This is a genomic window from Pseudomonas sp. MG-9 (assembly GCF_018729515.1).
GTDB classification, from domain to species: Bacteria; Pseudomonadota; Gammaproteobacteria; order Pseudomonadales; family Pseudomonadaceae; genus Aquipseudomonas; species Aquipseudomonas serboccidentalis.
The window spans coordinates 633,239-656,451 of sequence record NZ_JAHHZH010000001.1 but is presented as its reverse complement, the minus strand read 5'-3'; the positions used below and the strand labels follow the sequence as shown (position 1 = coordinate 656,451).

General features: G+C 60.0%; 22 protein-coding genes and 3 pseudogenes. 15 read left to right on the top strand and 10 right to left on the bottom strand.

Features of this window, described 5'->3' with window-relative positions; translation table 11 throughout:
- Positions 1-14 precede the first annotated feature (14 nt).
- The 4 genes and pseudogenes from KKQ10_RS03040 to KKQ10_RS03025 all read left to right on the top strand — a co-directional run.
- A complete protein-coding gene (locus KKQ10_RS03040) occupies positions 15-1,160 on the top strand; it encodes an ABC transporter ATP-binding protein (RefSeq protein ID WP_215500137.1) in 1,146 nt (381 codons plus the stop codon).
- On the top strand, positions 1,157-2,659 hold the full coding sequence (locus tag KKQ10_RS03035) for a glycoside hydrolase family 32 protein (protein ID WP_215500136.1): 1,503 nt from the start codon (positions 1,157-1,159) through the stop codon (positions 2,657-2,659). The genes KKQ10_RS03040 and KKQ10_RS03035 overlap by 4 nt, the downstream gene beginning before the upstream one ends.
- 75 nt (positions 2,660-2,734) lie before the next feature.
- Positions 2,735-3,727 carry a LacI family DNA-binding transcriptional regulator gene (locus KKQ10_RS03030; protein WP_127647335.1) on the top strand — a complete coding sequence of 331 codons (993 nt, stop codon included), beginning with the start codon at positions 2,735-2,737 and terminating at the stop codon, positions 3,725-3,727.
- A 20-nt stretch (positions 3,728-3,747) separates the two neighbouring features.
- A pseudogene (locus KKQ10_RS03025) lies at positions 3,748-4,296 on the top strand (erythromycin esterase family protein); the annotation flags it as partial.
- Positions 4,297-4,312: 16 nt separating this feature from the next.
- Here KKQ10_RS03025 and KKQ10_RS28355 read toward each other — a convergent pair.
- The 3 genes and pseudogenes from KKQ10_RS28355 to KKQ10_RS03015 all read right to left on the bottom strand — a co-directional run.
- A pseudogene (locus tag KKQ10_RS28355) lies at positions 4,313-4,420 on the bottom strand (alpha/beta hydrolase); the annotation flags it as partial.
- Between the two features lie 7 nt (positions 4,421-4,427).
- On the bottom strand, positions 4,428-5,135 hold the full coding sequence (locus KKQ10_RS03020; protein WP_215500135.1) for a phosphoribosyltransferase: 708 nt from the start codon (positions 5,133-5,135) through the stop codon (positions 4,428-4,430).
- A 165-nt stretch (positions 5,136-5,300) separates the two neighbouring features.
- A complete protein-coding gene (locus tag KKQ10_RS03015; RefSeq protein ID WP_215500134.1) occupies positions 5,301-5,498 on the bottom strand; it encodes a hypothetical protein in 198 nt (65 codons plus the stop codon).
- On the opposite strand from KKQ10_RS03015, the gene KKQ10_RS03010 reads away from it, so the two are divergent.
- The 3 genes from KKQ10_RS03010 (at position 5,491) to KKQ10_RS03000 (ending at position 8,359) form a co-directional block, all read left to right on the top strand.
- Positions 5,491-6,057, top strand: a complete 567-nt coding sequence (locus tag KKQ10_RS03010; RefSeq protein ID WP_215500133.1) for a phosphoribosyltransferase family protein — start codon at positions 5,491-5,493, stop codon at positions 6,055-6,057. The genes KKQ10_RS03015 and KKQ10_RS03010 overlap by 8 nt on opposite strands.
- Positions 6,058-6,095: 38 nt before the next feature.
- Positions 6,096-7,061, top strand: coding sequence for a ribose-phosphate diphosphokinase (locus tag KKQ10_RS03005; protein ID WP_215500132.1), 966 nt, complete (start codon positions 6,096-6,098; stop codon positions 7,059-7,061).
- 89 nt (positions 7,062-7,150) lie between these two features.
- Positions 7,151-8,359 carry an acetate/propionate family kinase gene (locus tag KKQ10_RS03000; protein WP_215500131.1) on the top strand — a complete coding sequence of 403 codons (1,209 nt, stop codon included), beginning with the start codon at positions 7,151-7,153 and terminating at the stop codon, positions 8,357-8,359.
- Between the two features lie 9 nt (positions 8,360-8,368).
- Here the strand turns inward: KKQ10_RS03000 and KKQ10_RS02995 are convergent, their stop codons facing one another.
- The 6 genes and pseudogenes from KKQ10_RS02995 to KKQ10_RS02970 all read right to left on the bottom strand — a co-directional run bounded on the left by KKQ10_RS02995 (position 8,369) and on the right by KKQ10_RS02970 (position 14,069).
- Positions 8,369-10,651 carry a heavy metal translocating P-type ATPase gene (locus KKQ10_RS02995; RefSeq protein WP_215500130.1) on the bottom strand — a complete coding sequence of 761 codons (2,283 nt, stop codon included), beginning with the start codon at positions 10,649-10,651 and terminating at the stop codon, positions 8,369-8,371.
- Between the two features lie 68 nt (positions 10,652-10,719).
- Positions 10,720-11,082: an ABC transporter permease gene (locus KKQ10_RS02990; RefSeq protein WP_215500129.1), complete on the bottom strand. Its 363-nt coding sequence runs from the start codon at positions 11,080-11,082 to the stop codon at positions 10,720-10,722.
- 81 nt (positions 11,083-11,163) lie between these two features.
- Complete coding sequence (locus tag KKQ10_RS02985; RefSeq protein WP_215500128.1) at positions 11,164-11,787, bottom strand: Spy/CpxP family protein refolding chaperone; 624 nt, start codon at positions 11,785-11,787, stop codon at positions 11,164-11,166.
- A 101-nt stretch (positions 11,788-11,888) separates the two neighbouring features.
- Entirely contained in the window at positions 11,889-12,071 is a 183-nt protein-coding gene (locus KKQ10_RS02980; RefSeq protein ID WP_215500127.1) for a hypothetical protein, read from the bottom strand.
- A gap of 11 nt (positions 12,072-12,082) precedes the next feature.
- Positions 12,083-13,413 (bottom strand): annotated as a pseudogene (locus KKQ10_RS02975) (sensor histidine kinase).
- Positions 13,410-14,069: a response regulator transcription factor gene (locus KKQ10_RS02970; RefSeq protein ID WP_127647357.1), complete on the bottom strand. Its 660-nt coding sequence runs from the start codon at positions 14,067-14,069 to the stop codon at positions 13,410-13,412. Before KKQ10_RS02970 ends, KKQ10_RS02975 begins: the two are co-directional and overlap by 4 nt.
- A 131-nt stretch (positions 14,070-14,200) precedes the next feature.
- On the opposite strand from KKQ10_RS02970, the gene KKQ10_RS02965 reads away from it, so the two are divergent.
- From KKQ10_RS02965 to KKQ10_RS02930, 8 genes are all read left to right on the top strand, one after another.
- Positions 14,201-14,524: a PepSY domain-containing protein gene (locus KKQ10_RS02965; RefSeq protein ID WP_215500126.1), complete on the top strand. Its 324-nt coding sequence runs from the start codon at positions 14,201-14,203 to the stop codon at positions 14,522-14,524.
- Positions 14,525-14,610: 86 nt separating this feature from the next.
- Entirely contained in the window at positions 14,611-15,081 is a 471-nt protein-coding gene (locus KKQ10_RS02960; RefSeq protein WP_215500125.1) for a DUF2271 domain-containing protein, read from the top strand.
- A gap of 25 nt (positions 15,082-15,106) precedes the next feature.
- A complete protein-coding gene (locus KKQ10_RS02955) occupies positions 15,107-17,287 on the top strand; it encodes a PepSY domain-containing protein (protein ID WP_215500124.1) in 2,181 nt (726 codons plus the stop codon).
- A complete protein-coding gene (locus KKQ10_RS02950; RefSeq protein WP_215500383.1) occupies positions 17,277-18,275 on the top strand; it encodes an FAD:protein FMN transferase in 999 nt (332 codons plus the stop codon). Before KKQ10_RS02955 ends, KKQ10_RS02950 begins: the two co-directional genes overlap by 11 nt.
- 3 nt (positions 18,276-18,278) lie before the next feature.
- Positions 18,279-18,980, top strand: coding sequence for a VIT1/CCC1 transporter family protein (locus KKQ10_RS02945; protein ID WP_215500123.1), 702 nt, complete (start codon positions 18,279-18,281; stop codon positions 18,978-18,980).
- A 62-nt stretch (positions 18,981-19,042) separates the two neighbouring features.
- Entirely contained in the window at positions 19,043-19,963 is a 921-nt protein-coding gene (locus tag KKQ10_RS02940) for a cation:proton antiporter domain-containing protein (protein ID WP_252191449.1), read from the top strand.
- Positions 19,964-20,127: 164 nt separating this feature from the next.
- On the top strand, positions 20,128-21,468 hold the full coding sequence (gene potE / locus KKQ10_RS02935) for a putrescine-ornithine antiporter (protein WP_215500122.1): 1,341 nt from the start codon (positions 20,128-20,130) through the stop codon (positions 21,466-21,468).
- Positions 21,469-21,516: 48 nt separating this feature from the next.
- Entirely contained in the window at positions 21,517-22,422 is a 906-nt protein-coding gene (locus KKQ10_RS02930) for an amino acid ABC transporter substrate-binding protein (protein WP_215500121.1), read from the top strand.
- A 44-nt stretch (positions 22,423-22,466) separates the two neighbouring features.
- Here the strand turns inward: KKQ10_RS02930 and curR are convergent, their stop codons facing one another.
- On the bottom strand, positions 22,467-23,060 hold the full coding sequence (gene curR / locus KKQ10_RS02925) for a TetR family transcriptional repressor CurR (RefSeq protein ID WP_127647371.1): 594 nt from the start codon (positions 23,058-23,060) through the stop codon (positions 22,467-22,469).
- Positions 23,061-23,213: the final 153 nt, after the last annotated feature.

Genomic DNA, 23,213 nt, shown 5'->3' with positions numbered 1-23,213 from the left:
CAAGGAACAGCATCGTGATCAAATTGAAACTGGACAACGTGAACAAACAACTGGGCGGTGTGCGGATTCTTCGCGACATCAACCTGGAGATCGCTGCGGGCGAGTTCGTGGTGTTCGTCGGCCCTTCGGGCTGCGGAAAGTCGACTCTGCTGCGGCTGATCGCCGGACTGGATTCGATCTGCACCGGCGACCTGCTGATCGACGGGCGACGGGTCAACGACCTGGAACCGCGCGAACGTGGCGTCGGCATGGTGTTTCAGTCCTATGCGCTGTACCCGCACATGAGCGTCTACGACAACATCAGTTTTGGTCTCAAACTGGCCAAGACCGAAAAGACCAGCCTGCGCGAGCGCGTGCTGAAAACTGCGCAGATCCTGCAATTGGACAGCCTGCTGCAACGCAAGCCAAAGGAACTGTCCGGAGGCCAGCGTCAGCGTGTGGCGATGGGCAGAGCCATGGCGCGGGAACCGGACATTTTGTTGTTCGATGAGCCGCTTTCCAACCTGGATGCTTCCTTGCGGGTGCAGATGCGCAACGAAATCGCCCGGCTGCATGACCGACTGGGCTCGACCATGATCTACGTCACCCACGATCAGGTGGAAGCGATGACCCTGGCCGACAAAATTGTCGTGCTCAATGGCGGTCGCGTTGAGCAGGTCGGCTCACCGCGCGAACTTTATGAACGCCCGGCCAGCCGCTTTGTCGCCGGTTTTCTCGGTTCGCCCAGAATGAATTTTCTACCGGCGCGCCTGCATGCCCCGGGCGAAACCAGCCGGGTCGATACTCCCGTTTTGGGTATGGCCGCCCTACCCTTCGACAGCTCGGATCTGGCGGCAGGCACGCTGATGAGCCTGGGGATTCGCCCGGAGCACGTATCGCTCAAAGCGGCGGAAGAAACCGCCGGCATCGTCGTGACCGGGGTCGAATACCTGGGCAGCGAAACGTATGTGCACCTCGAAACAGGTCAGGACGAGCCACTGATCTGTCGTTGCGAGGTCAGCGCCGGCTGGCAGGCAGGTGATCGGGTCGAACTGCAACTGGACACAGACCACCTGCACCTGTTCGACGCCGACGGTACGGCCTTGAAACGCCACCCACACGCCATTGGAAACCTGCCGGATGACATTCCTCTGCGCTCAGTCCGCGCACGCGCCCTATGACCTTGTCTTTGAATACCATGAGCGACCCGATGTCTTCTTCCCTTGACCTTGCGCAGCGTGCGCTGAGTGACGGCGTGTCTCGCGTCATCCACGATTATCGCCCCGGCTATCATATTGCCCCGCCGGCAGGCTGGATGAACGACCCTAACGGAGTCGTGTACTTTCGTGGCGAATACCACGTGTTCTATCAGCATTACCCCTTCGACGCGAAATGGGGCCCTATGTATTGGGGCCACGCCAAGAGTGCCGATCTGGTTCATTGGCAGCACCTGCCCATTGCGCTGGCCCCCGGCGATGACTTCGACCGTGACGGTTGTTTTTCCGGTAGCGCCGTGGTGTGTGGCGATACCCTGGCCCTGATCTACACCGGGCACACCTGGCTGGGGGAAGTGGGTGACGAGCGCTTCATCCGTCAAGTGCAGTGCCTGGCCACCAGTAGCGATGGCATCCGCTTCGTCAAACAGGGCGCCGTCATCGACACCGCGCCGCAAGACACCATCATGCACTTCCGCGACCCCAAGGTATGGCAGGAAGATGACTATTGGTACCTGATCGCCGGCGCACGTCTGGGCGATGTGCCGCTGCTGCCGTTGTACCGTTCCACGGATCTGCACGTCTGGGAGTTCCTTGACTATGTGTCCGGCGGCAGCGAGGGCGATGGCTACATGTGGGAATGCCCGGATCTGTTTCGACTGAGTGGACGCGATGTACTGCTGTACTCGCCCCAAGGCATGCAAGCCGAAGGTTACGACCGGCTCAACAAGTACCAGACGGGTTATCGAGTGGGCCGACTCGATAGCGAATGGCACTTCACGGGAGGGCCTTTTATCGAACTGGATAACGGCCATGATTTCTATGCGGCACAAACGCTACTGGCCGCTGATGGTCGGCGCCTTGTGTGGGCGTGGCTCGACATGTGGGAAAGCCCGATGCCGAGCCAGGACCATCACTGGTGCGGCATGCTCGGTTTGCCGCGCGAACTTGAACTGTGCGCCGATCGCCTTCGCGTGTATCCGGCGCGGGAGCTCACCGCCCTACGCAAGGCGCCATTGCCGAATACGCTCTGGTGGGATGGGACGGGGTCCCGGTGGGTGCCGGACGTGAAAGGCGACATGCTCGAAATCCATGTGCATCTGGATTTGCTCGGTTGCACCGACGGCCACTTGGGTGTTGCTTTGCGTTGCAGCGACGATGGTCGTGAAGAAACCCTGCTCTACTACGATGCATCATTGCATCGCCTGGTGCTTGACCGTAGCCGCTCGGGTGCGCAAGTCACCGGCCAGCGCAGCGTATCGATAGACCGGGCACAAGAGCGACTTGAACTGCGCGTGTTCCTCGATCGCTCGTCCATCGAGGTATTCGACGAAAACGGGCGCTTCAGCCTCAGCAGTCGCCTCTATCCGCGGCCTGACAGTCTGGGCGTGAAGCTTCTGGCTAACGGGAGTGGCGGGCGTGTCTCGATTGCCAAAGCGTGGTCTCTCGGTTCTGGATGGTTATGAGCGGCGTCATGCGGGTCGCGAGAAGCCGGGGCCATGTGTCATGATTCGGCGTCAACCTGACCGATTTCGCCTCACATGACTTCAGTGAAAGACGTTGCACAGCTGGCCGGCGTGTCCCTGATGACGGTTTCTCGCGCGCTCAATACGCCGGAAAAATTGAGCGCCGAAACCCTTCTGCGGGTGCGTCGGGCCATTGATGAACTGCAGTTCGTGCCGAGCCTGTCAGCGCGCAAAATGCGCGGCGACAACCTGCAGTCGCGAACCATCGGTGTGTTCGCGCTGGACACTGCGACCACACCCTTCGCGGTCGAGTTGCTGCTGTCCATTGAGCAGACCGCGCAGCAAGCAGGCTGGAATGTCTTTATCCTCAACCTGCTGAGCAACCCGCCCACCGACCAGAACATCGACCTGATGCTGTCGCATCGTCCGGACGGCTTGATCTTCAGCGCCATGGGATTTCGCCAGGTGTCCATTCCCGAGCGATTGAAGAGCAAGCCCTTGGTGCTCGCCAATTGCCTGGCAGATGACAGCCGTCTCGTCAGCTATGTACCAGACGACGAAATGGGACAGTATCGGGCCGTACACCACGCGTTGAACCTCGGTTATACACGCCCTCTGTGTATCAACCTGCCCAAACAAAGCCTGGCCTGGGGGCTGCGACAAAAAGGCCTGCAGCGTGCCTGCCAGGCATTCGGTCTGGCGCCTGACGCGCTCCTGCAATACGACCTTTCCGATCACGATGCCTATAGTGAAACAGCCGCTATCCTCGACCGGCACATCATTGAGGGGCGTCCCCAATTTGACATTCTGATCTGTGGCAACGACCGCATTGCCTTTTGTGCCTATCAGCTGTTGTTGGGCCGTGGCCTGAACATTCCCGACGATGTCGCGGTGCTCGGCTATGACAACATGATCGGTATTGCCGAGCTGTTCATTCCACCGCTGACCACGGTGCAATTGCCCTACTACGAGATCGGTCGCAAGGCTGTACGGCACCTGATCGAGACCCTCGACGTATCGGGCGCCCAGCCAGTTGATTGTCCACTGGTGGTCAGGGCATCACTGTAATTATGAATCGGTGCCGAGAAAACACGCTTCGGGCACCGCTTGAACACCGGGGCCCGCATGCCAAGGCCGTGGTCTGGGCGCACAATTCTCATATCGGCAACGCAGCCGCGACGGAAATGGGCTGGAAGGGGCAGTTCAACATCGGTCAGCTGTGCCGCAGTGCTTATGGGCGCGATGCTGTTCTGATCGGTATGAGTACCGACCGTGGCAAGGTGGCTGCGGCCGATGACTGGGACGGCGACATGCTCATCAAGGACATCCGGCCCTCCCGCCCGGACAGTTGGGAGCATCAGTTCCTCAAGGCCGGTGTGCCGGCGTCATTGACCGACTGGCGAGACCCGGCGCGCAATGAGCTGCGCCGGGTGTTATCCAAACCCTTGCTGGAACGGGCCATCGGGGTGATTTACCGCCCTGAAACCGAGCGTGGCAGTCACTACTTCGAAGCGATGCTGGCCGATCAGTTCGATGCCATGATCTGGATTGAACAGACCCAACCCGTGACAGCACTGGCGCTGCCGAAAAGCCAGCGACTCGAGCCGGAAGACGAAACCTATCCGTTTGGCGTGTGAGGCCGCTCAGGCGCTGTCAGTCGGGCCCGTGCAGATGCTTCTCGAACCAGTCTCCAGCGTGTCTGGCGACCTCTTCAAGGGCTCCCGGTTCTTCAAAAAGATGGGTTGCGCCCGCCACGACTTTGTACGGCTCAATCATCAACGCTCCCCTGAACCGAGGCGCCGGTGGCGGCTTCTCGCTGCCAGGCCAGTTGCAACAAATCAATGACTTCCTCGTCCGGGACCTGGGGGAAACTCAAGTACCAATACCCGATCGACATCATCCATTCAGGCACGAGCGGGCAGATCACCTCGTCGACTTCAAAGCTCAGCGTATTCACCGTTTCCAGCGGGGCAACCGGCACGGCAACGACGATACGAGCAGGTGCCTGCATGCGCACCGCACGGATCGCCGCCATCATCGAGGCGCCTGTCGCCAGCCCGTCATCCACCAGAATCACCACCTGCCCCTTGAGCTGTAAGGGTGGCCGGACGCCCCGGTACAACTGCTCGCGCCGCTGCAATTCCCGTGTTTCATGCGCGACCACAGCATCGAATGCAGCCGGGGTAATCGGGTGGGCCCGCAGCGCTTCTTCATTTCGAATCTGAATACCGCCACTGGCGATGGCGCCCATGGCGAATTCCGGGTTGGACGGCACGCCCAGTTTACGCACCAGCATCAGGTCCAGGCGTACGCCCAGGGCCTTGACCACTTGAAAGGCAACCGGCACGCCGCCACGGGGCAAGGCCAGGACGATGACATCGGGTCGATGCGCGTATTTGAGCAAGGGTTCCACCAGACGTCGACCTGCGTCCGTGCGGTCCTTCAACGTGGTCTGTAATGAGGGGCTTTGAGTCATGAAGAACCTCCCCGGATGATGAGTAACAAGCGTTGAGAGCTGACTCCAGACAGGAGGACTCGACGTCCATTGCTGCACTGTGGATCAGGCACCCGTGTCGATTCAGCGTCCTCCGTTGATGCCGCCCGGGCGTTGATTTATGTCAAATCTGCGCGTAACGCCGTTCTATGGCGTAACGCCGCTCATGGATTGAGCTTTCATTTCGCCATACTTGATCAATATCAACAGGATCGGGCCGAGCGGGATTACGTTGGCAACATGGAGCAGCATTTTCATGGCGCTCTGGGTGTTGATATATGCCGGTTCCATGATGTTTTCATGCCCCGAACGCAGCAGTTTCCGACAGGAGATGGCAATGTCCATTCCACTTGCGAGTCAGCGGTTGCGCTTGTATGACAGCGATGAACTCGATGGCGTGCTGCAGGCGATGGCGCGCCAAGCGGCGATATTGTTGCCGCCCGCTCAAGCGGCACTGATTGGCATCCAGCGCCGCGGCGAGCCGCTGGCACAGCGCTTGCGGCAGCATCTTTCGCGTCAGACCGGTCAGCCAGAACTGGCGCTTTACCCCCTGAAGGTCAAGCGCTATGCCGATGACCTCAAGGTCTTGCATGCACACACGGAATTGACCGAGAACCCGCTTCTGGGAGAGCTGGATCTTGCCAATACCACCCTGCTTGTTGTCGACGATGTGCTGTTTGAGGGCCACTCACTCCTGCGCACCTGTGCCTATTTGGCGCAGCTGGGGGCTCGTCGGGTCTACACTGCGGTATTGGTTGACCGGCATGTTTGCCAGCAACCGATCCATGCCGACATTATCGGCGTGCATCTGCAAGTTGCCGCCCATGACATCGTCGAATGCAATGTCCCGCCCTATGAAATGGAGTTCTGCATTGAAGTGTTGCGTCATGCTGCTGCCCGATGACGGCGCACTCTTTCGATAAGTCTCAAAGGAGCCAACGCATGCTCACCGACCGCCCGCTTCTTTTTGCCCTGCAAGGCAGTGAGCACTATGCAACCCGTGTTGCGCAACGGCTTGGCTGCCAACTGGCCTTGCATGAAGAGCTTGACTATGAAGATGGCGAACATAAATGCCGACCGCTGGCGTCGGTTAACGGTCGCGAGGTCGTGGTGTTCCATTCCTTGTATGGGGATGACCGGCAGAGCGCTAACGACAAATTGTGTCGCCTGTTGTTCTTTTGCGGTGCACTCAAGGATGCCGGCGCTCGCCATGTGCAGGTCGTAACACCTTATCTCTGCTACGGGCGCAAGGATCGTCGCAGCCAACCTCAAGACCCCACGATCACCCGCTACCTGGCGACCCTGTTTGAAGCCTGCCGCGTTGATCGTCTGGTTGCCCTGGAAGTTCATAATCCGGCAGCGTTCGACAATGCCTTTCGCATTCCTGCGTGGAACGTGCAGTGCACAGAATTATTCGCCGAGCATTTCGCCAGATTCGTCGGCGACGCCGACGTGGTGGCGGTGTCCCCGGATTCCGGTGGCGCCAAGCGTGCCGAACAGTTTCGTCAGGCCCTCGAACGACAACTGGGACGCTCAGTGGGCAGCGCGCTGATGGAAAAGCACCGTGCTCATGCGACGTTGACGGGCACCCTCCTGGCTGGCGACGTATCGGGCAAGACAGCCATTGTTTTCGACGACCTGATCAGTACCGGTGAAACGCTGAAGCATGCGGGCCTTGCCTGCCAAAAGGCTGGAGCCACACGATTATTCGCTGCGGCGACCCATGGGTTGTTCACTGCGGGCAGCCATCTGTTCGACCCGCCGCTTTTCGAGCACATTGCGATCTTTGACAGCGTGCCCCCATTTCGCCTGCTCCCCGAGTGCGTGACGCAGCACGTGCACGTACTCGACAGTACCGCCCTGGTAGCCACCTTGCTGGCTGAAAATGGAGCATTCGATACCGTTTGATTTGAGCAGATGAAGATGCCGATCAAAGTCAGTGGGGCAATACCCGTCCCGGCTCGCCACGTCCGACCATCAATACGGGCAAACCAGCCATGAACGACACAGACAAAGGTGAAGTGATCCTGGTCCTCAATGCGGGGTCGTCGAGCATTAAGTTCGCCTTGTTCGACGCCACCTGCTGTCCTTTGGCTCGCGCACCCCTGTGGCGGGCAAAGGTCGACGGCATCACGGGGCCAAACTCGGTGGTCAGCGAAAACGGCGGCGACGATCAGCCACTGACGCTCGATGAAAAGCATCCTTATCACGATGCCCTTGGGTATGTTCGTGAGCGGCTGCAAACTCAACTGGCAGGCCGCTCGATCAGGGCCATCGCCCACCGCGTCGTGCATGGAGGGATTAAATACTCAAAACCGGTATTGATCGACACGCAGGTGCTGGCCGACCTTAAAAGCTACATCCCGCTGGCCCCTCTGCATCAGCCCTTCGCCCTGGAGGCCATCGAAACGCTGCTGCAAACCCGCCCCGACCTGCCACAAGTGGTGTGCTTCGATACCGCCTTCCACCAGACCCTGCCAGACGTGGAGAAAATCCTGCCGCTGCCTTGGTCGGCCTGGGAAAGCGGCTTGCGTCGTTACGGGTTTCACGGGCTTTCCTATTGCTACCAATCCATTGCGCTGGCCGAGCGCTATGGCGATCAGGCGCGTGGTCGGACACTGGTCGCGCATCTGGGCAGCGGCGCCAGCCTGTGCGGTATGCGGGACTTGAAAAGCGTCACCACCACCATGGGTTTCTCAGCGCTGGACGGTTTGATGATGGGCTCGCGCTGCGGGGCGCTGGACCCTGGCGCGGTGATTTTCCTGATGGAAATCTGGAAACTGAGCCTCGAGCGGGTCAGCCAAATTCTGTATCACGAGTCTGGTCTGCTGGGAGTTTCCGGCATTTCCAGCGACCCGCGCGAATTGCTCAAAGTCGAAGCTACTGTGCCTCGCGCGGCCATGGCCCTTGCGTTGTACCAGCGCCGCTTCATCCACGAAGCCGGTGCCCTCGTCGCGGCACTGGGGGGGCTTGACATGCTGGTGTTCACGGCGGGTATTGGCGAACACAACGCAGCGATTCGCTCTCGTATGTGCGCGGGCCTGCAGTATCTGGGCGTGGAACTGAACGAAACGGCCAACCAGGCCAATGCCGCTGTGATCTCGACTCCGGGCAGCCGAGTCAAGGTGGTGGTCGAGCCCACCAACGAAGAATGGGTCACGGCGCTCGATGCGCTCCGCTTGACCACCCGTTTGCATTCGAGCTGAGCCGAATTTCTAACGTCCATCAAGATAACGGAACAGTTCCTCCTCCTGATCAAAGTGCAGTCGCACGAGGGTATCCAAACGAATCAGCTGGTGCTGAATCTCATCAGCAGGTGCCGTTGCGGGGTCGGCGCTGAAGTCGCCGCTCATGCGCGTCAGTAAATGGATAAGGCGAAAAATCTCCCGGTGCACGTGGCTCATGGCCGACATCGGATCCTCGCCCGGCATGCTTCGCGTCAGCAGCGGGTACAGTGTGTTTTCATCTTCATGTTCATGCTGCGCCAGTGATGTCTGCAGCTTGTCGACCAGTTCCAGCAAGTCAGCCTGTGCTTGCGCAAGTGGGCGTTGGGCAAAGTCATTGGCCAGTTGGTGCAGATCGTTCAGTACGCTGGACAGTTGCCGGTGTTCATCTTGCAGGCGATCGATATGCTCTGCGGTAAACTTTCGTTTGCTCAGCGCCCATGACGGTCCCAATGCCCGCAAAGCATTAATGATGATCGCCACGTCGATGCCCTCCTGCACCACGGCGCCAACCAACGGCGGCAGGTAACCGAGGGCCGCCACTGCCATGGCCAGCAACGACATCCCCATCCCGATCAGCACGCCTTGGCGCGCGATGTGGCCGGTTCGCCGGGCAATGTCCAACGCCTCGACCAGGCGATCCAGACGATCCACCAGCAGCACAACGCCCGCGGCTTGCGCAGAAGCAGTGGCACCGCCCGCCCCCATGGCCACGCCGACGTTGGCCGCCGCCAGCGCCGGGGCATCGTTGATGCCGTCGCCGACCATCAGTGTGCTAGTGCGCAGGCAACCTTGCTGCACGGCACGCACTTTATCCTCGGGGGTCAACCCGGCACGCAGCTCGTCAATCCCGGCAGAGAGCGCAATCATCTCTGCGGTTTCCAGGCGATCCCCGGTGAGCATGACGATCTTTTCGATGCCTCTGTTGCGCAGTCGACGCAGAGTCTGTGGGGTTTCGCGCCGAACCTTGTCCGAGAAAACCAGCAGGCCTGCGAGTTTCCCATCCACATCAATGAAGCTTCCGCTGCACGCCAGGTAGTCCATGTGGCGCAACATGGCGGCGACCCAGTCGGTTTCCGGGACTTCTTTGTGAACGAAAGACAACGTGCCGAAACGCACCTGCACGCCATCGACGCGCCCACAAAGTCCCGAGCCTGGGCTTTCTTCTACTGCCTGTGGGACGCTGAGTGGCAATTGGCGCTGATGCGCCGCTTCAACAATTGCCTGGGCGACAGGATGCGTCGAGGCCTGCGCCAGCGATGCGGCGAGAGCGAGAAGGCGCTGCGGATCGCCCAATCCGTTGACCTCTATCGACTGCAGCCGGGCATGGCCGCTGGTCAGCGTACCGGTCTTGTCGAGAAACACCTGTTTGACCCCGGCCAGTGCTTCCAGGGTCGCGCCGTCCTTGATCAGGATTCCGCGTCGCGCTGCCCTCGAAATACCCGACATGAAGGCAATCGGTACGGCCAGAATCAAGGGACAAGGTGTGGCCACCACCAGAACCGCCAGCGCGCGTAAAGGATCGCCACTCAATTGCCAGGCCAATCCGGCAATCAGCAATGTCAGTGGGATGAAGAACAAGGCATAGCGGTCGGCCAGGCGCACGAAAGGTGCGCGCGAACGACGTGCCTCCTCGGCCAGGCGCACGATGCCGGCATAGGTACTCTGCGCGGCCGTTCGCGTGGCGACCAGCAGTATGGGCGCACCGACATTGGAAACGCCGCTGGGCAGTTGCTCACCTTCTCGACGGGTGACGGGCAACGACTCACCGCTGAGCGCCGATTCGTCCAGAATGGCCACGGGACTGAGCAGTCGGCCGTCGACCGGTATCACCTCCCCCAGCCGCACCAGCAATGTTTGATACGGCTGGACCTGCTCAACGGGGATCTCGCGCAAGCCGCCCTCCTCCTGCAGCCAGGCAAAACGTGGTGCCCGGTCGATGAGCGCACGAAGCTCGCGGTCGGCGCGTTGCCTGGTGAAAAACTCCAGAGTGCGTCCGGTCGCCAACATCAAGGCAATCACCGCCGCCACAAGTGTCTGCTCAAAGACCAGGGCGGCAGTGATCGACAGCAGCGCGATCAGATCTACTCCGGCCTCACGCCGGGCCAGGCGCCTGACGATTTCAACGAGCAGTACCGCAGACATCACCAGACTTCCTGCGGCCCAGCACATCGATGCCCAGTCAGGCTTTTGCGCAACATACGCAACGCCGCCGGCCAGCAGCGCCAGTGCGGTGAGCAACAATAGAACCGGGTCCAGCCACTTACTGAGCATCTAAGTGAGTTCCTCATAAGCGATTCGCATGGGTGAACGCCGATGGGGTTCAACGCTGTACCGGCGATCTACCACCGAGCGATCCGCCCCGCGCCTCCCCCCCTGAAAATGCCGAATGGCTCGATCCTCAAAACCTTGCGGATCCCCGGATAACTGGAAAAACCGGCGATCAAGCGCACCCGTCCAAACGCCAGCCCATAACCGGTCGTGGCCGTGAACAGGATCATCCAGACCCGCTCACGGCTCTTGGCACCAATCGCCTTGAGGGTGGCGTACTTTTCCAGGTTTTCCAGCATGAAGGTGTAGAACGTTTGGCCGGATATCGATAGGCCGACCAGAAAACTGATGATGGTCATCATCAGGATGTGGGTAGCCATCCCGGTTTGATGGATGCGATTGGGCGTTGGCCGGTAAGGCCAGGCTTGCGGCAATCAGGAATATCCCTGTCAGCACGCGACGTCTTACCGTGTCCAGGTTCATGATGTTCACCCAATCGAAGAGTGAGTCAGCGTCTACTTCTGGTCTGTCTGGTCCTGGTCGCCGTCCATTTGCGGATTTGACATGTGCATTGGCATTGGCATTGGCATCTGCATTGGCATCGACATCTGCATTGGCATCCGCGAACCGCCATAGCCAGCGTTCCTGTGATGCATCACTGCCCAGAACAGGTCGAATATGGTTTTCTGTTCAGTGCCCAGTGCGTCATAAAACGTTTTGGTACGCGCCTGAGCAGCCTCCAGGCGCACCAACTGCGCCTGCATCCAGTTGGTTTTTGCGCGCAGACGCTCTATCCCTTTTGCCATTCTTTCCGGCGTCGTTTCATTAATCAGCGCTTGCTTCGCACTCGCCATCTCGTTGTGTCGGGTCTTGTCTTTTTCCAGTTGCTGATTGGCATCGGCGATGACCCCGGTCGCCCATGTCTCCCAGGCGGGCATTTGCTCTGGCTTGAGATTGAGCTTGGCTTTCAGTGCATCCAAGCTCTGCTGCGTATGTTTGACCCAATCGAAGTCCTGGGAATGGTGGTACATGCCACCTTGCGGTGACATGGTTGGGTTGGCGAAGACGTTGCTGGATGGCATCAAGAAAACGCTCGCCGCTATCAACATGCATTGGCCGATCACGCTTGATTTGTTCATTTCAGCTCTTCTCATACCGTGGGGGATGGTTCGAGATTAGGAGCCGGGCAGCTGGATAATCTGATCCATATCAGAAAACAGCCAGACAAATGACGATGCGGCTAGACGGTCGATATTGGCAGCCTGCCGTGTTCAATGATGACGCCGCTGAAATGGACGAAAACAGCTTCCAGGCGGGTATTTTCGCCATTCTGCGTTTTGGCGTTAATCGGGTTTACCCCGACCGCCAGATGCCCTTGGTGAAGGATCGCCAGCTCATCGCAAGGCACCTCCGCGTCCTCCATGTCTGCCGCCTTCATTGGCCATGAGCACAAAACTGCACGCTCACTTCAAAGCCCTCCTTCCTGCCTGTCGCCGGTGACGCCAGCGTCAGTGTGGCGCCGACGCCTTGTGCAATGGTTTTGCTGATCGCCAACCCTAAACCTGAGCCGCTGATTTCACTGTGCCCGCGCACAAAACGCTCGGTCAGATGCTGCAGTACCGACTCAGGCACCGCCGGGCCGCCATTGATGACCCGCAGCAACGCGTCGCCGGTAAGGCTGACTTCGACCGGTTGATCTGCTGCACCGTACTTCAATGCATTCTCGATCAAGTTGCGCAACAGAATGCCGAAAGCATCGGATCAATCGCCGAGTACACATGGGTCTGGGCTGGCAGTTGCAACTCGACCCGATGCCCACTGCTGTGGTTCCACTCATCGACCCCATGGGCCAGCAACGGAATCAGGTCCTGGGGCGCTTCGGACAACAGTCCGCCGCCCTCGGCCTTGGCCAGTTGCATGAGTTTTTCCGAGAGCCGCGCCAACGCCCTTAAAGCGCTTTCAATCTTCGCCGCGCGCACTTGCAGCGGGCCATCGGGCGCTTCGTGGCGCAGCCGCTGGATCTGCGCCAACGTCGCTGCCAGCGGGGTACGCAGTTCATGGGCGCTGTTGGCCGTGAAACTGCGCTCGGCCTCCAACGCTTTGCGTAAACGCTCGAGCAAATGGTTGACCGCATCGGCCAGCGGGTCGATTTCCGCAGGCAATTGGGCGACTTTGATCGGAGACAGGTCGCCCACGCCCCGCGCTTCCACGGCCCGACGATAGGCCAACACGCTGCGCAGACTGATGCGGACAAACAGCCAGGTGCCCAACAGGCTGATGGGGATCAACGCCAACAACGGCAACAGCAAGGCAAACAGCGCTTCGCGCGCCGCTTCACGACGATGGCCGAGAGGTTCGGCGATTTCGATAAACAGTGTGCCGCGCAGCGCTGAAGCACCGTACAAGCGGTACTTTTCGGTGGTGGTAAACCCTTCGCTCGGTTGTTGGTTGAAGATCTTTGGGTTGGCATCGTGGGACTGCATCAGAATCTCGCCCTTGGCATCGCGAACCAGATACGTCAGGTATTCCTTATGCATTTTCAGAGTGGCAATGTGTTGCGCCTCTGCAGGTTCTTCCCGGTTACTGATTTCCAGTACCGCCAGAGGCAAGATGCGCTGCGCGGTCTCTTCCAGCGCGCTGTCGAAGGCTTCATTCAACTCGTGTTGCACCACCAGCCAGGCACCGACGGTGGCTCCCAGCCAGAGCAAGGTCATGCCCAGTGTCAAACCGAGGCCGAGGCGTTTTTGCAGACTGGAAGACTTCATAGCGGCATCAACCGGTATCCCATGCCGCGCACGGTTTCGATCAGCTCGCGCCCGAGTTTTTTGCGCAGGCGACTGATGTAGACCTCGATGGTATTGCTCTCGATCTCCGCGCCAAAGGCATACAAGCGCTCCTCGAGTTGCGCCTTTGACAGCAACGCATTGGGCCGCTGGACGAAGGCTTCGAACAGCGCCCACTCACGGGCTGTCAGGTCCACGGTGGCACCGGCGCGCTGCACCGAGCGAGCGCTCATGTCGATCTGCAATTCGCCCAGCCTGATCTGCGGATTGGGATTGCCGCTATAACGTCGGGCCACGGCGGCAACCCGGGCGGAAAGTTCGAACAGGTCGAACGGTTTGACAAGGTAGTCGTCAGCCCCGGCATTGAGGCCGGCGATGCGATCGGAGATCTGATCCTGAGCCGTCAGGATGATCACCGGGGTTACGTTCCCGGCCGAACGCAGCTGACGCAAGAAGTCCAGACCGCGACCGTCCGGCAGCATCAAGTCCAGCAAAACAAGATCGTAAGGCGTGGTGTGCACACTGTTGCGCGCATGGTCCAGGCGTTGCACCCAATCCACGGCGTGACCGTCATCGGCGATCTGCTCGCGTACCGCTTCCCCTAGTCCCGGTGCGTCCTCGACCAATAAAACCCGCATCTGGCATCCCCTGTGATCGTTGTCGTGCAGCACCTTAATCGCCTTACCTGACGTGAATCTGAAGATTCAGCTGGTTGTCAGGAATGCACCTTAGGGTATGCCACTGACGCCGACACGGCAGGAGACAGATCATGAAATCAGCTTTTATCGCCAGTACCGCCCTGTTGAGCGTGCTGCTCAGCGGTTATGCCCTGGCCGATGACGACTGCAGCGACCCCGTCAGCGACTGGCAGCCACGCGAAACCTTGCGTCAGAACGTGGAGCAGCAATGGGGCTGGAGCGTACAACGCATCAAGGTCGACGACGGTTGCTACAAGCTCAAGGGTGCCGACCGCAAGGGCAACGCGATCGAAGCCCGCTATGCACCCGCCTCCCTGCGACTGCGCACACTACAGATCGATTTCGGCAATGACGGCGATGCCGGGGACTACCTCGTCAGCCCTGCTCGTCAATGATTTTTCCAGAAGCCTGCAGGTTGTTCAGGTTGCTGTCAGCCAGCAGGTGCAGGCTCTGGCCACACCCTTTGAAACAGGACACCCTCATGAAAAAGCTCATCGCCGCCACCTGTCTCGTCGGGGCCATCGCCCTGCCAGCGCTGGCCCAGGCCCGTGAAGTGACCCTGACGACCCAGCTGAAGAACTACAACGGCAACGATGCGTACCTGGCGATCTACGTCACCGACGCCAATGGTCAATACCAGAAGACGCTTTGGGTGGCGGGCAAGAAAGCCAAGTACTACCGGCACTTGACCGACTGGGCCCGTGGCAGCGGCATGAACCGGAGCGAATTCGACGGGGTCAGCGGCGCCAGTGTCGGCAGTGGGCAAACGCTGAAAGTCAGCGTTGAACTGGCAGACACCTTGATTGATGCCGGGTATCAGATTCGTATCGACAGCGCCGTGGAGGATAAACGTGAAGGCCGCGCCGACATCAGCGTCCCCCTGACCTCCAAAGGTTCGGGCGCAGCGGCGACGGGCAGCACCTACGTCGATTCGTTCACTTACGACCTATAGCACCGGCACGTACTGGAGGCTGAACATGCTTCGCCAGTTCCACTCTTTGCCCGGCCTGATTGCCGCCCTGTTGGTCATGTTGTTGGCGATCAGCGGCGCGATATTGTCCGTGAATCCAGCGCTGGAGCGTCTGCACAGCACACCGGTTGCTGCCGGCCAACTGAATGTCGGTCAATTGGCCGCACGGGTTGCCAGGCACTTTCCGGGCGCGGAGCAAGTCCAGCGCACCGCGTCCGGGACTGTCATCGTCTACTACAACCAGGACGGTCAGTCCGGGGCCCAAACGGTCGATCCACTGACCGGCCAGGGCCTTGCGCCCTACGCACCGTCCGCCGTCACTCGCTGGATCAAAGACCTGCACCGCTCGCTGTTGATGGGCACGCCAGGCCACGCGGTGTCAGGCGCAGGTGCGCTGTTCATGTTGATCCTGTCGGTGTCCGGCGGATTGTTGCTGGCTCGTCGCTTGGGCGGATGGCGCAATCTGCTGCGGCCACTGCGCGGAACGTTCAGCCAGCGCTGGCACGCTGAAGTCGGTCGTCTGGCCTTGCTTGGGCTGCTGTTGTCGGCCCTGAGCGGGCTGTACATGTCCGCCACTACGTTCGGCTTGATCGCTGACGGCAGTCAGAATGAGCCACCCTTCCCCGCTCGGATCAGCGCTGGCCCGGCGTTGCCGGTGGCGAACCTGCAAGCCTTGCAGGCCATCGACCTGAATGATCTGCGCGAACTGGTTTACCCGAGCCCCGGCAATCCGCAAGACGTCTTTTCCGTGCGCACCGCCCAAGGCGACGGTTACGTGGACCCGGTCAGCGGCACCTTGTTGTCCTGGCAAGCCCATGACTCTATGCATAACGCATACGAACTGATCTATCGGTTGCACACCGGTGAAAGCCTTTGGTGGTTAGGCCTGCCGCTCGGGTTCTGCGCCCTCTGCGTGCCGTTGATGAGCGTGACCGGCCTCCTGCTCTGGTGGCGTCGTCGCAAGGCTGGCCCGAACATCAGCCACAACAGCCCTGGCCACGCCGCTGACAGCGTGATTCTGGTGGGCAGTGAAAACAACAGCACTTGGGGCTTTGCCAAAACCCTGCACGATGCCTTGCACCGGGCCGGCCATCGGGTGCATAGCGTGGCGATGAATGAATGGACAGGCGATTACCGCAGCGTCCAGCGGCTGTTCATCCTCACCGCAACCCATGGTGACGGCGATGCCCCCGCTTCGGCGTCGCAGTTCCTGGCACGGCTGAACAAGGTCGGCGTCGAACCGGGCCTGCCATTCGCGGTGCTGGGTTTTGGCGACCGACAGTTTTCGCAGTTCTGTCGGTACGCCCATCAGGTACAGGATGCAATGGTGCAGGCCGGTGGTTTGCCACTGCTGGGGCTGGAAACCGTCAACCGCCAGTCAACCCAGGAGTTTGCGCGCTGGGGTCGCGGGTTGGCTGCTGTGCTGGGGCATGACTTGAGCCTTGTCCACACGCCGGAGCAACCGCGCACCCATCAACTGGAATTGACCGAATGCATCGCCTACGGTGAAGAGGTGAATGCTCCGACCCACATCTTGCGCTTCAAGGCACCGGGCGATCTGCCAGGTTTTCAGGTCGGTGATCTGGTGGGGGTTGTCCCTCCCCGGAGTCCGGTCCCGCGTTTCTACTCGCTGGCCAGTCAGTCCGCAGACGGTGTTCTCGAGATCTGCGTGCGCAAGCACCAAGGTGGCGTATGTTCGGAATTTCTGCATGGCCTGAAGATTGGCGAGTCGATTGAGGCGTTCATTCAGCCCAACCCACAATTTCGACCCGCGTCCGGCGCGCACCCCGTCATCCTGATCGGCGCTGGCACCGGGATCGGTCCTTTGGCCGGTTTTATCCGGAACAACAAGGCCCGACACCCGATGCATTTGTATTGGGGCGGGCGCAACCCGGCGTCGGATTTTCTCTACGAACCGGAGCTCAACCGTTATCTGGCGGATCGACGCCTTACCGCGTTGCGCGCCGCTTTTTCCCAGGTTCAGGACCGCAGTTACGTGCAAGACCGGTTGATCAGCGATGCCCTTGCCGTGCGCCGGCTGATTGAAAAAGGTGCTCAGGTATTGGTGTGTGGCAGCCGTGAAATGGCCAAAGGCGTGATGCAGGCCCTGGATGAAGTGTTGGCGCCGCTCAATCTGAGTGTGCAGTCCCTCAAGACACAAGGACGCTATCGTGAAGATGTCTACTGATGGGCAACGCTACAGCCTGAACGGCGAGACCATGGGCAGCCGCTACACAGCGCTCTTCTATGCCGCTGCGGGCATCGATGCCGATGAAATAGGCCGGCGCCTGGCTCAGGCTGTCGAGCGTGTGGATCAGCAAATGTCGACCTGGCGAGCCGACTCCGATCTCAACCGTCTCAACGCCGCGCCCGAACAGCAATGGCTACCCGTGCCCAAAGAGCTGACGACAGTGCTGGCGACGGCGCTTCGGGTCAACCAGCAATCCGGCGGCGCCTTCGACATCGCCGTCGGTGATCTGGTCGACGCCTGGGGGTTCGGCCCCGGCGAACAGACGATCACCGAACAGTCGCTGACGGCAACATCATTGTCTACACGACCGTCCGCCGGTGCGGCACTGGTGGTTGACCTGCTGCACAATCAGGTGCGCAAACGGGCGCCGTTGCACCTTGATCTGAATGGCATCGCCAAGGGTTTTGGGGTCGATGAACTGGCCCGCTGCCTGGAAGGTTTTGGTATCAATCGCTACCTGGTCGGCATCGATGGCGAGATGCGCGCCCGCGGGGTCAAGCCTGATGCGCAACCCTGGATCGTGGCCATCGAAAAACCCCGCCGGGGTGTGCGTGAAGTCATGGGGGTGATGGAACTGGGCGATGCCGCCATCGCGACCTCCGGGGACTATCGGCAGTGGGTCGATGTGGGTGGGCAGACCTACGCCCATACCATGAACCCGGCCACCGGCGCCCCACTGCGCAACACATTGGCGGCGGTCACCGTGGTGGCAGCCTCGTGCATGCTCGCCGACGCCTGGGCTACAGCGCTGCTGGTGCTGGGCGAAATCGAAGGCCCGCGCCTCGCTCAGGAGCGCGGGATGGACGCGTTGTTCGTGCTGCACGACGGTGAGCAGTTCAAGGAGATTTCTATAGTCGGTGGCCAGGTGCAGGAGCACATTGAACACCGTCCGACTGATCAACCCAACGACAGTGAGTCCCGCTAAACCATGAAATTCATGCACAGACACACCGAGTCTCATCGCAGCGATCGTATCGGCTGGCTGCGCGCCGCCGTTCTGGGGGCCAACGACGGGATCGTTTCCACTGCCAGCCTGTTGATCGGCGTCGCAGCTGCCAACGCCAGCCACGCCACGCTACTGGTCACCGGGACGGCCGGCCTGGTAGCGGGCGCGATGTCCATGGCCGCCGGGGAATACGTCTCCGTGCATTCCCAGGCGGACACCGAGCAGGCCGATCTGGCGCGGGAGCGGGCCGAACTGGCCAGCGACCCAAAGGCCGAACGTATTGAACTGGCGAACATTTATATGCATCGCGGCGTATCGCCCGAACTGGCGCATCAACTGGCCGACCAGTTGATGACCCATGATGCCTTGGGATCCCACGCCAGGGACGAACTGGGGATCAGCGAAGCGCTCACGGCCAAACCGTTACAAGCCGCCCTCGCCTCGGCCGCCAGTTTCGTGGTCGGCGCAGCCCTGCCGCTGGCAGTGACCATCGTCGCGCCAACCCACAGCGTTGTGCCGTGGGTTTGTGGCATGTCGCTGGTTTCTCTCGCCAGTCTGGGGGCTGTCGCGGCCAGGGCCGGGGGAGCCAGTATGGTGACCGGTGCCTGGCGCGTGACGCTGTGGGGGGTGTTGGCCATGGGCATTACGGCGTTGGCGGGATCCTTGTTTGGCGCTGTGGCTTAGAACGCTGTTGGCGAGCCGCACAGTGACCCGCACGAAGAGTGCAGGAAGGATTACCGCTGCGCTTGTTGTTGATCGGACTGCCGCTGACCACGTTAAGTGGCTGGCTGGTTGGCATCTGGTTGTTCCCGCAGATACCTGCGATAGAACTGGCAATACTGGCGACCCTTCTGGCGCCCACCGACGCAGCGCTGGGTAAGGCTGTAGTGAGCAATCCAAAGGTTGCAGCGTCCGTGCGTGAAGGGTTGAACGTGGAGAGCGGGCTCAATGACGGCATCTGCGTACCGGTGTTGTTGATGTTCCTGGCCCTGTTGATCGAAGAGCAGGCGCAGTCTCCCGTCTTGCTGGCGGTAGAGCTGGTTTTCGAGGCGCTTGGTATCGGCGCACTCGTCGGCGCCGCCCTTACTTTCATTGCCTGGCTGTTGCAGCGCTACTCTGCAAAACATCATTGGCAAACACCCATGTGGTCGCAGCTGACGCTGCCCGGATTAGCCCTGCTTTGCTTTGCCACCGCGCAGACACTAGGCGGTAGCGGGTTTATCGCCGCGTTCGTTGGCGGGTTGCTCGCCAGCTACCTGTTTACTGAGAAAAAGCACGATCTGCTCAAGGCCAGCGAAGAATTCGCCAGCCTGCTATCCGTCATTACCTGGGTCGTATTCGGCGCGCTGGTGATCCCTTGGGCCTGGAGCAGTTTGACTCTGAATATCTGGCTGTATGCAGTGCTCAGCCTGACCGTGATTCGCATACTGCCAGTACTCATCAGTCTGGCAGGGACCGATTTCGATTTCGAAACCCGGCTGTTCATCGGCTGGTTCGGCCCGCGAGGTCTGGCAACCATCGTCTTCGCCGTAATGATATTGGACTACCCTCTGCAAGCCGGTCGTACGTTGGTGGCTGTAGCCGCCTGCACCGTTTTACTCAGCGTGCTGCTACATGGCTTGAGTGCCAATCCTTGGGTCTCGCGCCTGGCAAATCGTGCTCATTGATATGGGCAGCAACACGAGTGTTGTCAGGGAGCTTGTCGGCTTGCCCATCGCCATTTTTGTCGGGTGCCCGAGCCTGCTTGTCAGTTGCGGCAAAGAACCCACTGCACGCCTGCCAATAGTCGATGGCTGAGCGGTGATGCGTTTCGCAAATCGAGGTGATTTCGATGACCGACTCAAACAAGAAAATGAGCCTCATGGGGCTCACCACACTGGTGACAGTCAACATGATGGGCTCAGGCATCATCATGTTGCCGACAAGCATGGCCCAACTCGGGGCTGTCTCGTTGTTATCATGGATCGTCACCGCTGTCGGTTCCATGGCCATCGCATATTGTTTTTCCCAGTGCGGCATCTTTTGTCTGCGCTCGGGCGGGTTATCCGCGTACACCGAAGAAGCGCACGCAAAGTCGGGATTTTTCCTCTGTTCGTATCTGTATTTCCTGTCGCTGGCCATCGCCAACGTGGCGGTGGCCATCTCCGCCGTGGGATACATGACTTCGTTCATGCCTTGGCTGGGAAGCGGCGCCATTCCTTTGTTCATCGGAACGGTCGGCTTGCTCTGGCTAACCACCGTGGCAAATTTTGGCGGCCCCGGCATTACCGGCAGGATCGGTGCGATTACTGTCTGGGGAGTGATCATCCCGGTAGCGGGCTTGAGCCTCATCGGATGGTTCTGGTTCAAACCCGATCTGTTGATCGCCGCCTGGAACCCTTACAACCTGCCCATCTCCGAAGCGATCAGCAAAGCGATTCCCCTGACACTCTGGGCCTTTCTCGGCATGGAGTCGGCAGCCCAGGCCTCTGATGCAGTAGAGAACCCCACGCGCACGGTGCCGCTGGCCTGCCTGTTCGGCACACTGGGGGCAGCCGTTGTCTATGTGCTCTCGACGACGGTCATTCAGGGCATCATTCCCAATGCTGAGCTGGCCAACTCGTCAGCCCCTTTCGCGCTCGTTTATGCCCATATGTTCAACCCCACGGTCGGCCACATCATCATGGCGCTGGCGGTGATGGCGTGCGTGGGCTCGCTGTTGGGCTGGCAGTTCACGTTGGCGCAAACCGCCAAGATGACGGCTGACCAGGGCATGTTCCCCAAACTGTTCAGCAAGGTCAGCGCACGCAATGCCCCCATCGTCGGGATGCTGGTCTGCGGTGTGCTGCAGACCTTGATGGCACTGTCGACCATCTCGCCCAATGCCAGTGCGCAGTTCGGCAAACTCGTCAGCCTCGCCGCAGTAACCAACCTGATTCCCTATGTGACGGCGGCAACCGGGCTGCTGGTCATGATGTACAAAGCCAAAGTCAGTGCAGGTGTGTACACACGCAATGCCTTGCTGTTGGTGGTGGCCGTGGCGTACTCCCTCTACGCGTTGTATGCCTGCGGCAAAGATGCCGTGTTCGGCGGCATCCTGGTCCTGGTGTTCGGTTACCTGCTCTACGGTTTCCTCGCCAAACGTTTTATCGACGTGTCTGTGCCCGATCACCCCCGGGCCGACAACCCTTGACCGCTGTCTTCAGGACCGCTCAGACATCTGAATTCGGGGAACCCGCGCATGAACGTGAAACCGATCAAGTCCAACCCTCTGCTACTCGTCTGCATACTGGCGCTGCTGCCGGTAATGGCTCATGGCAGCACGCTTGAGCGCATACGCACGAGCAATACTTTCACCCTCGGTTACTTGCCTGACTTCGCGCCGTTCAGCTATCAGGGCGCCGACAAGGCCAGCGGATATGCCATCGATCTCTGTCTGAAAATAGCCGAGAAGGTCAAGAGCGAACTGGCTTTGCCCGCGTTGAAGATTCAGTACCAGCCTGTGTCTCTCAACGACGAAATCAATGCCGTCAACTCGGGGCAGGTCGACATTCTCTGTACACCGACCCCACCGACACTGGCGCGGCGCAAGCAGGTCAGCTACTCGGTGCCGATCTACACCGCCGGTCTCTCGGCAGTGGTGCGCCAGGATGCATCCGAGGCTTTGCTCAATGTGCTCAATGGCAAGGTGGCTCATACCGGGCCAACGTGGCGCGCCACTGCGAACCTTGGCCTGTCCAATCAAACGTATGCTGCCATCGCGGGCGGTGTCACCGAGACGTGGATACACCAGCAGATGCGATTGCTCGGGGTGGTGGCTACTCTGGTCACCGTAGAGAACGCCGAGGCAGGTCTCAAGCTGGTTGCCGATGGCAAAGCCAATGCGTTCTTCGCTGAACGCATGGTGCTCAAGCACCTGCTGGGCAGCAATTACCCCGCAGGCCACCTGGTGGTGCTGGAGCGGATTTTCGAGTACGCACCGACGGCAATGGCGCTGGATCGAAACGACGAAGATTTCCGTCTGCTGGTCGACACCGCGCTGAGCGAAATATACCGCTCCGGCGAGATCGAGCAGGCGTACGACAAATACCTGGATGGCGCCGGCGACACGGCGAAGAAGCTGTTCAAGATCTACGCGATACCCTGAGTGCCAGGCCGGAATGACCCGACGCGATCAACACGCGTAGCGCTTCAGTTTGATGGCCGCTGCAAAAACCGCTTGGTCATCACCATCGACGTCTGCAACGACTGCCCGGTGCGCTGCAGCTTGTTCAACAAACTCGCCCCCAACCAAAGTTGATAAAGGGTTTCGGCCAGTTGGCGCGCATCGGTATCCGGCAAACTCTTATCCAGCCGCCCTTCTTCCAGGCACGTCGTAATCCGCGCAACGATGCGTTCGGCGCCATCACGCAAGGTGAGGCGCATCGATTCGGACAGGTCGGCGACTTCCGCGCTCAACTTCACCACCAGGCATTCATCGCCATGGCCTTCCAGGGTGCAGCGGTTCTGCCAGCCCTGCCAGTAATCCATCAGCCGCTCATAAGCGCTGAGGCCCGGTAGTGTCAGGCGGCGCTCCATGTCTGCGAGGTAGCCGACAAAGTAATCCTCCAGCAGCGCCTGGCCGTAGAGTTCTTTGGATTTGAAGTAATGATAGAACGAGCCCTTGGGCACGCCGGCGGTCTGCAGGATCTCGCTCAGGCCAACGCTGGTGAAGCCCTTTTCGGCCATCATGCGGTGGCCGGTGTCGAGCAGGTGTTGGCGGGTATCGTCGTAGGTCGGTTTCATGGGGCGCAAAATACCAAACATTAGACCAGTCGTATATTTCTGATGAGCAGGAGTTTGCCACAGTGATCGTGCGGAAACACGGTCGCAAAAAATTACTAGACGACCGGTCTAATTGGTATCTATGCTGTGGTCCGTGAACCCTGCCAGCTCGGC

What these genes read in the sequence shown, in the direction of transcription:
- KKQ10_RS03010 (WP_215500133.1), top strand. Translation starts at nt 5,491, where the DNA reads ATGTCCATTCCACTTGCGAGTCAGCGGTTGCGCTTGTATGACAGCGAT.
- KKQ10_RS03005 (WP_215500132.1), top strand. Translation starts at nt 6,096, where the DNA reads ATGCTCACCGACCGCCCGCTTCTTTTTGCCCTGCAAGGCAGTGAGCAC.
- KKQ10_RS03030 (WP_127647335.1), top strand. Translation starts at nt 2,735, where the DNA reads ATGACTTCAGTGAAAGACGTTGCACAGCTGGCCGGCGTGTCCCTGATG.
- KKQ10_RS02950 (WP_215500383.1), top strand. Translation starts at nt 17,277, where the DNA reads ATGTCTACTGATGGGCAACGCTACAGCCTGAACGGCGAGACCATGGGC.
- KKQ10_RS03035 (WP_215500136.1), top strand. Translation starts at nt 1,157, where the DNA reads ATGACCTTGTCTTTGAATACCATGAGCGACCCGATGTCTTCTTCCCTT.
- KKQ10_RS02960 (WP_215500125.1), top strand. Translation starts at nt 14,611, where the DNA reads ATGAAAAAGCTCATCGCCGCCACCTGTCTCGTCGGGGCCATCGCCCTG.
- KKQ10_RS02955 (WP_215500124.1), top strand. Translation starts at nt 15,107, where the DNA reads ATGCTTCGCCAGTTCCACTCTTTGCCCGGCCTGATTGCCGCCCTGTTG.
- KKQ10_RS02985 (WP_215500128.1), bottom strand. Translation starts at nt 11,787, where the DNA reads ATGAACAAATCAAGCGTGATCGGCCAATGCATGTTGATAGCGGCGAGC.
- KKQ10_RS03015 (WP_215500134.1), bottom strand. Translation starts at nt 5,498, where the DNA reads ATGGACATTGCCATCTCCTGTCGGAAACTGCTGCGTTCGGGGCATGAA.
- KKQ10_RS03020 (WP_215500135.1), bottom strand. Translation starts at nt 5,135, where the DNA reads ATGACTCAAAGCCCCTCATTACAGACCACGTTGAAGGACCGCACGGAC.
- KKQ10_RS02995 (WP_215500130.1), bottom strand. Translation starts at nt 10,651, where the DNA reads ATGCTCAGTAAGTGGCTGGACCCGGTTCTATTGTTGCTCACCGCACTG.
- curR (WP_127647371.1), bottom strand. Translation starts at nt 23,060, where the DNA reads ATGAAACCGACCTACGACGATACCCGCCAACACCTGCTCGACACCGGC.
- potE (WP_215500122.1), top strand. Translation starts at nt 20,128, where the DNA reads ATGACCGACTCAAACAAGAAAATGAGCCTCATGGGGCTCACCACACTG.
- KKQ10_RS02970 (WP_127647357.1), bottom strand. Translation starts at nt 14,069, where the DNA reads ATGCGGGTTTTATTGGTCGAGGACGCACCGGGACTAGGGGAAGCGGTA.
- KKQ10_RS03000 (WP_215500131.1), top strand. Translation starts at nt 7,151, where the DNA reads ATGAACGACACAGACAAAGGTGAAGTGATCCTGGTCCTCAATGCGGGG.
- KKQ10_RS02930 (WP_215500121.1), top strand. Translation starts at nt 21,517, where the DNA reads ATGAACGTGAAACCGATCAAGTCCAACCCTCTGCTACTCGTCTGCATA.
- KKQ10_RS02965 (WP_215500126.1), top strand. Translation starts at nt 14,201, where the DNA reads ATGAAATCAGCTTTTATCGCCAGTACCGCCCTGTTGAGCGTGCTGCTC.
- KKQ10_RS02945 (WP_215500123.1), top strand. Translation starts at nt 18,279, where the DNA reads ATGAAATTCATGCACAGACACACCGAGTCTCATCGCAGCGATCGTATC.
- KKQ10_RS02980 (WP_215500127.1), bottom strand. Translation starts at nt 12,071, where the DNA reads ATGGAGGACGCGGAGGTGCCTTGCGATGAGCTGGCGATCCTTCACCAA.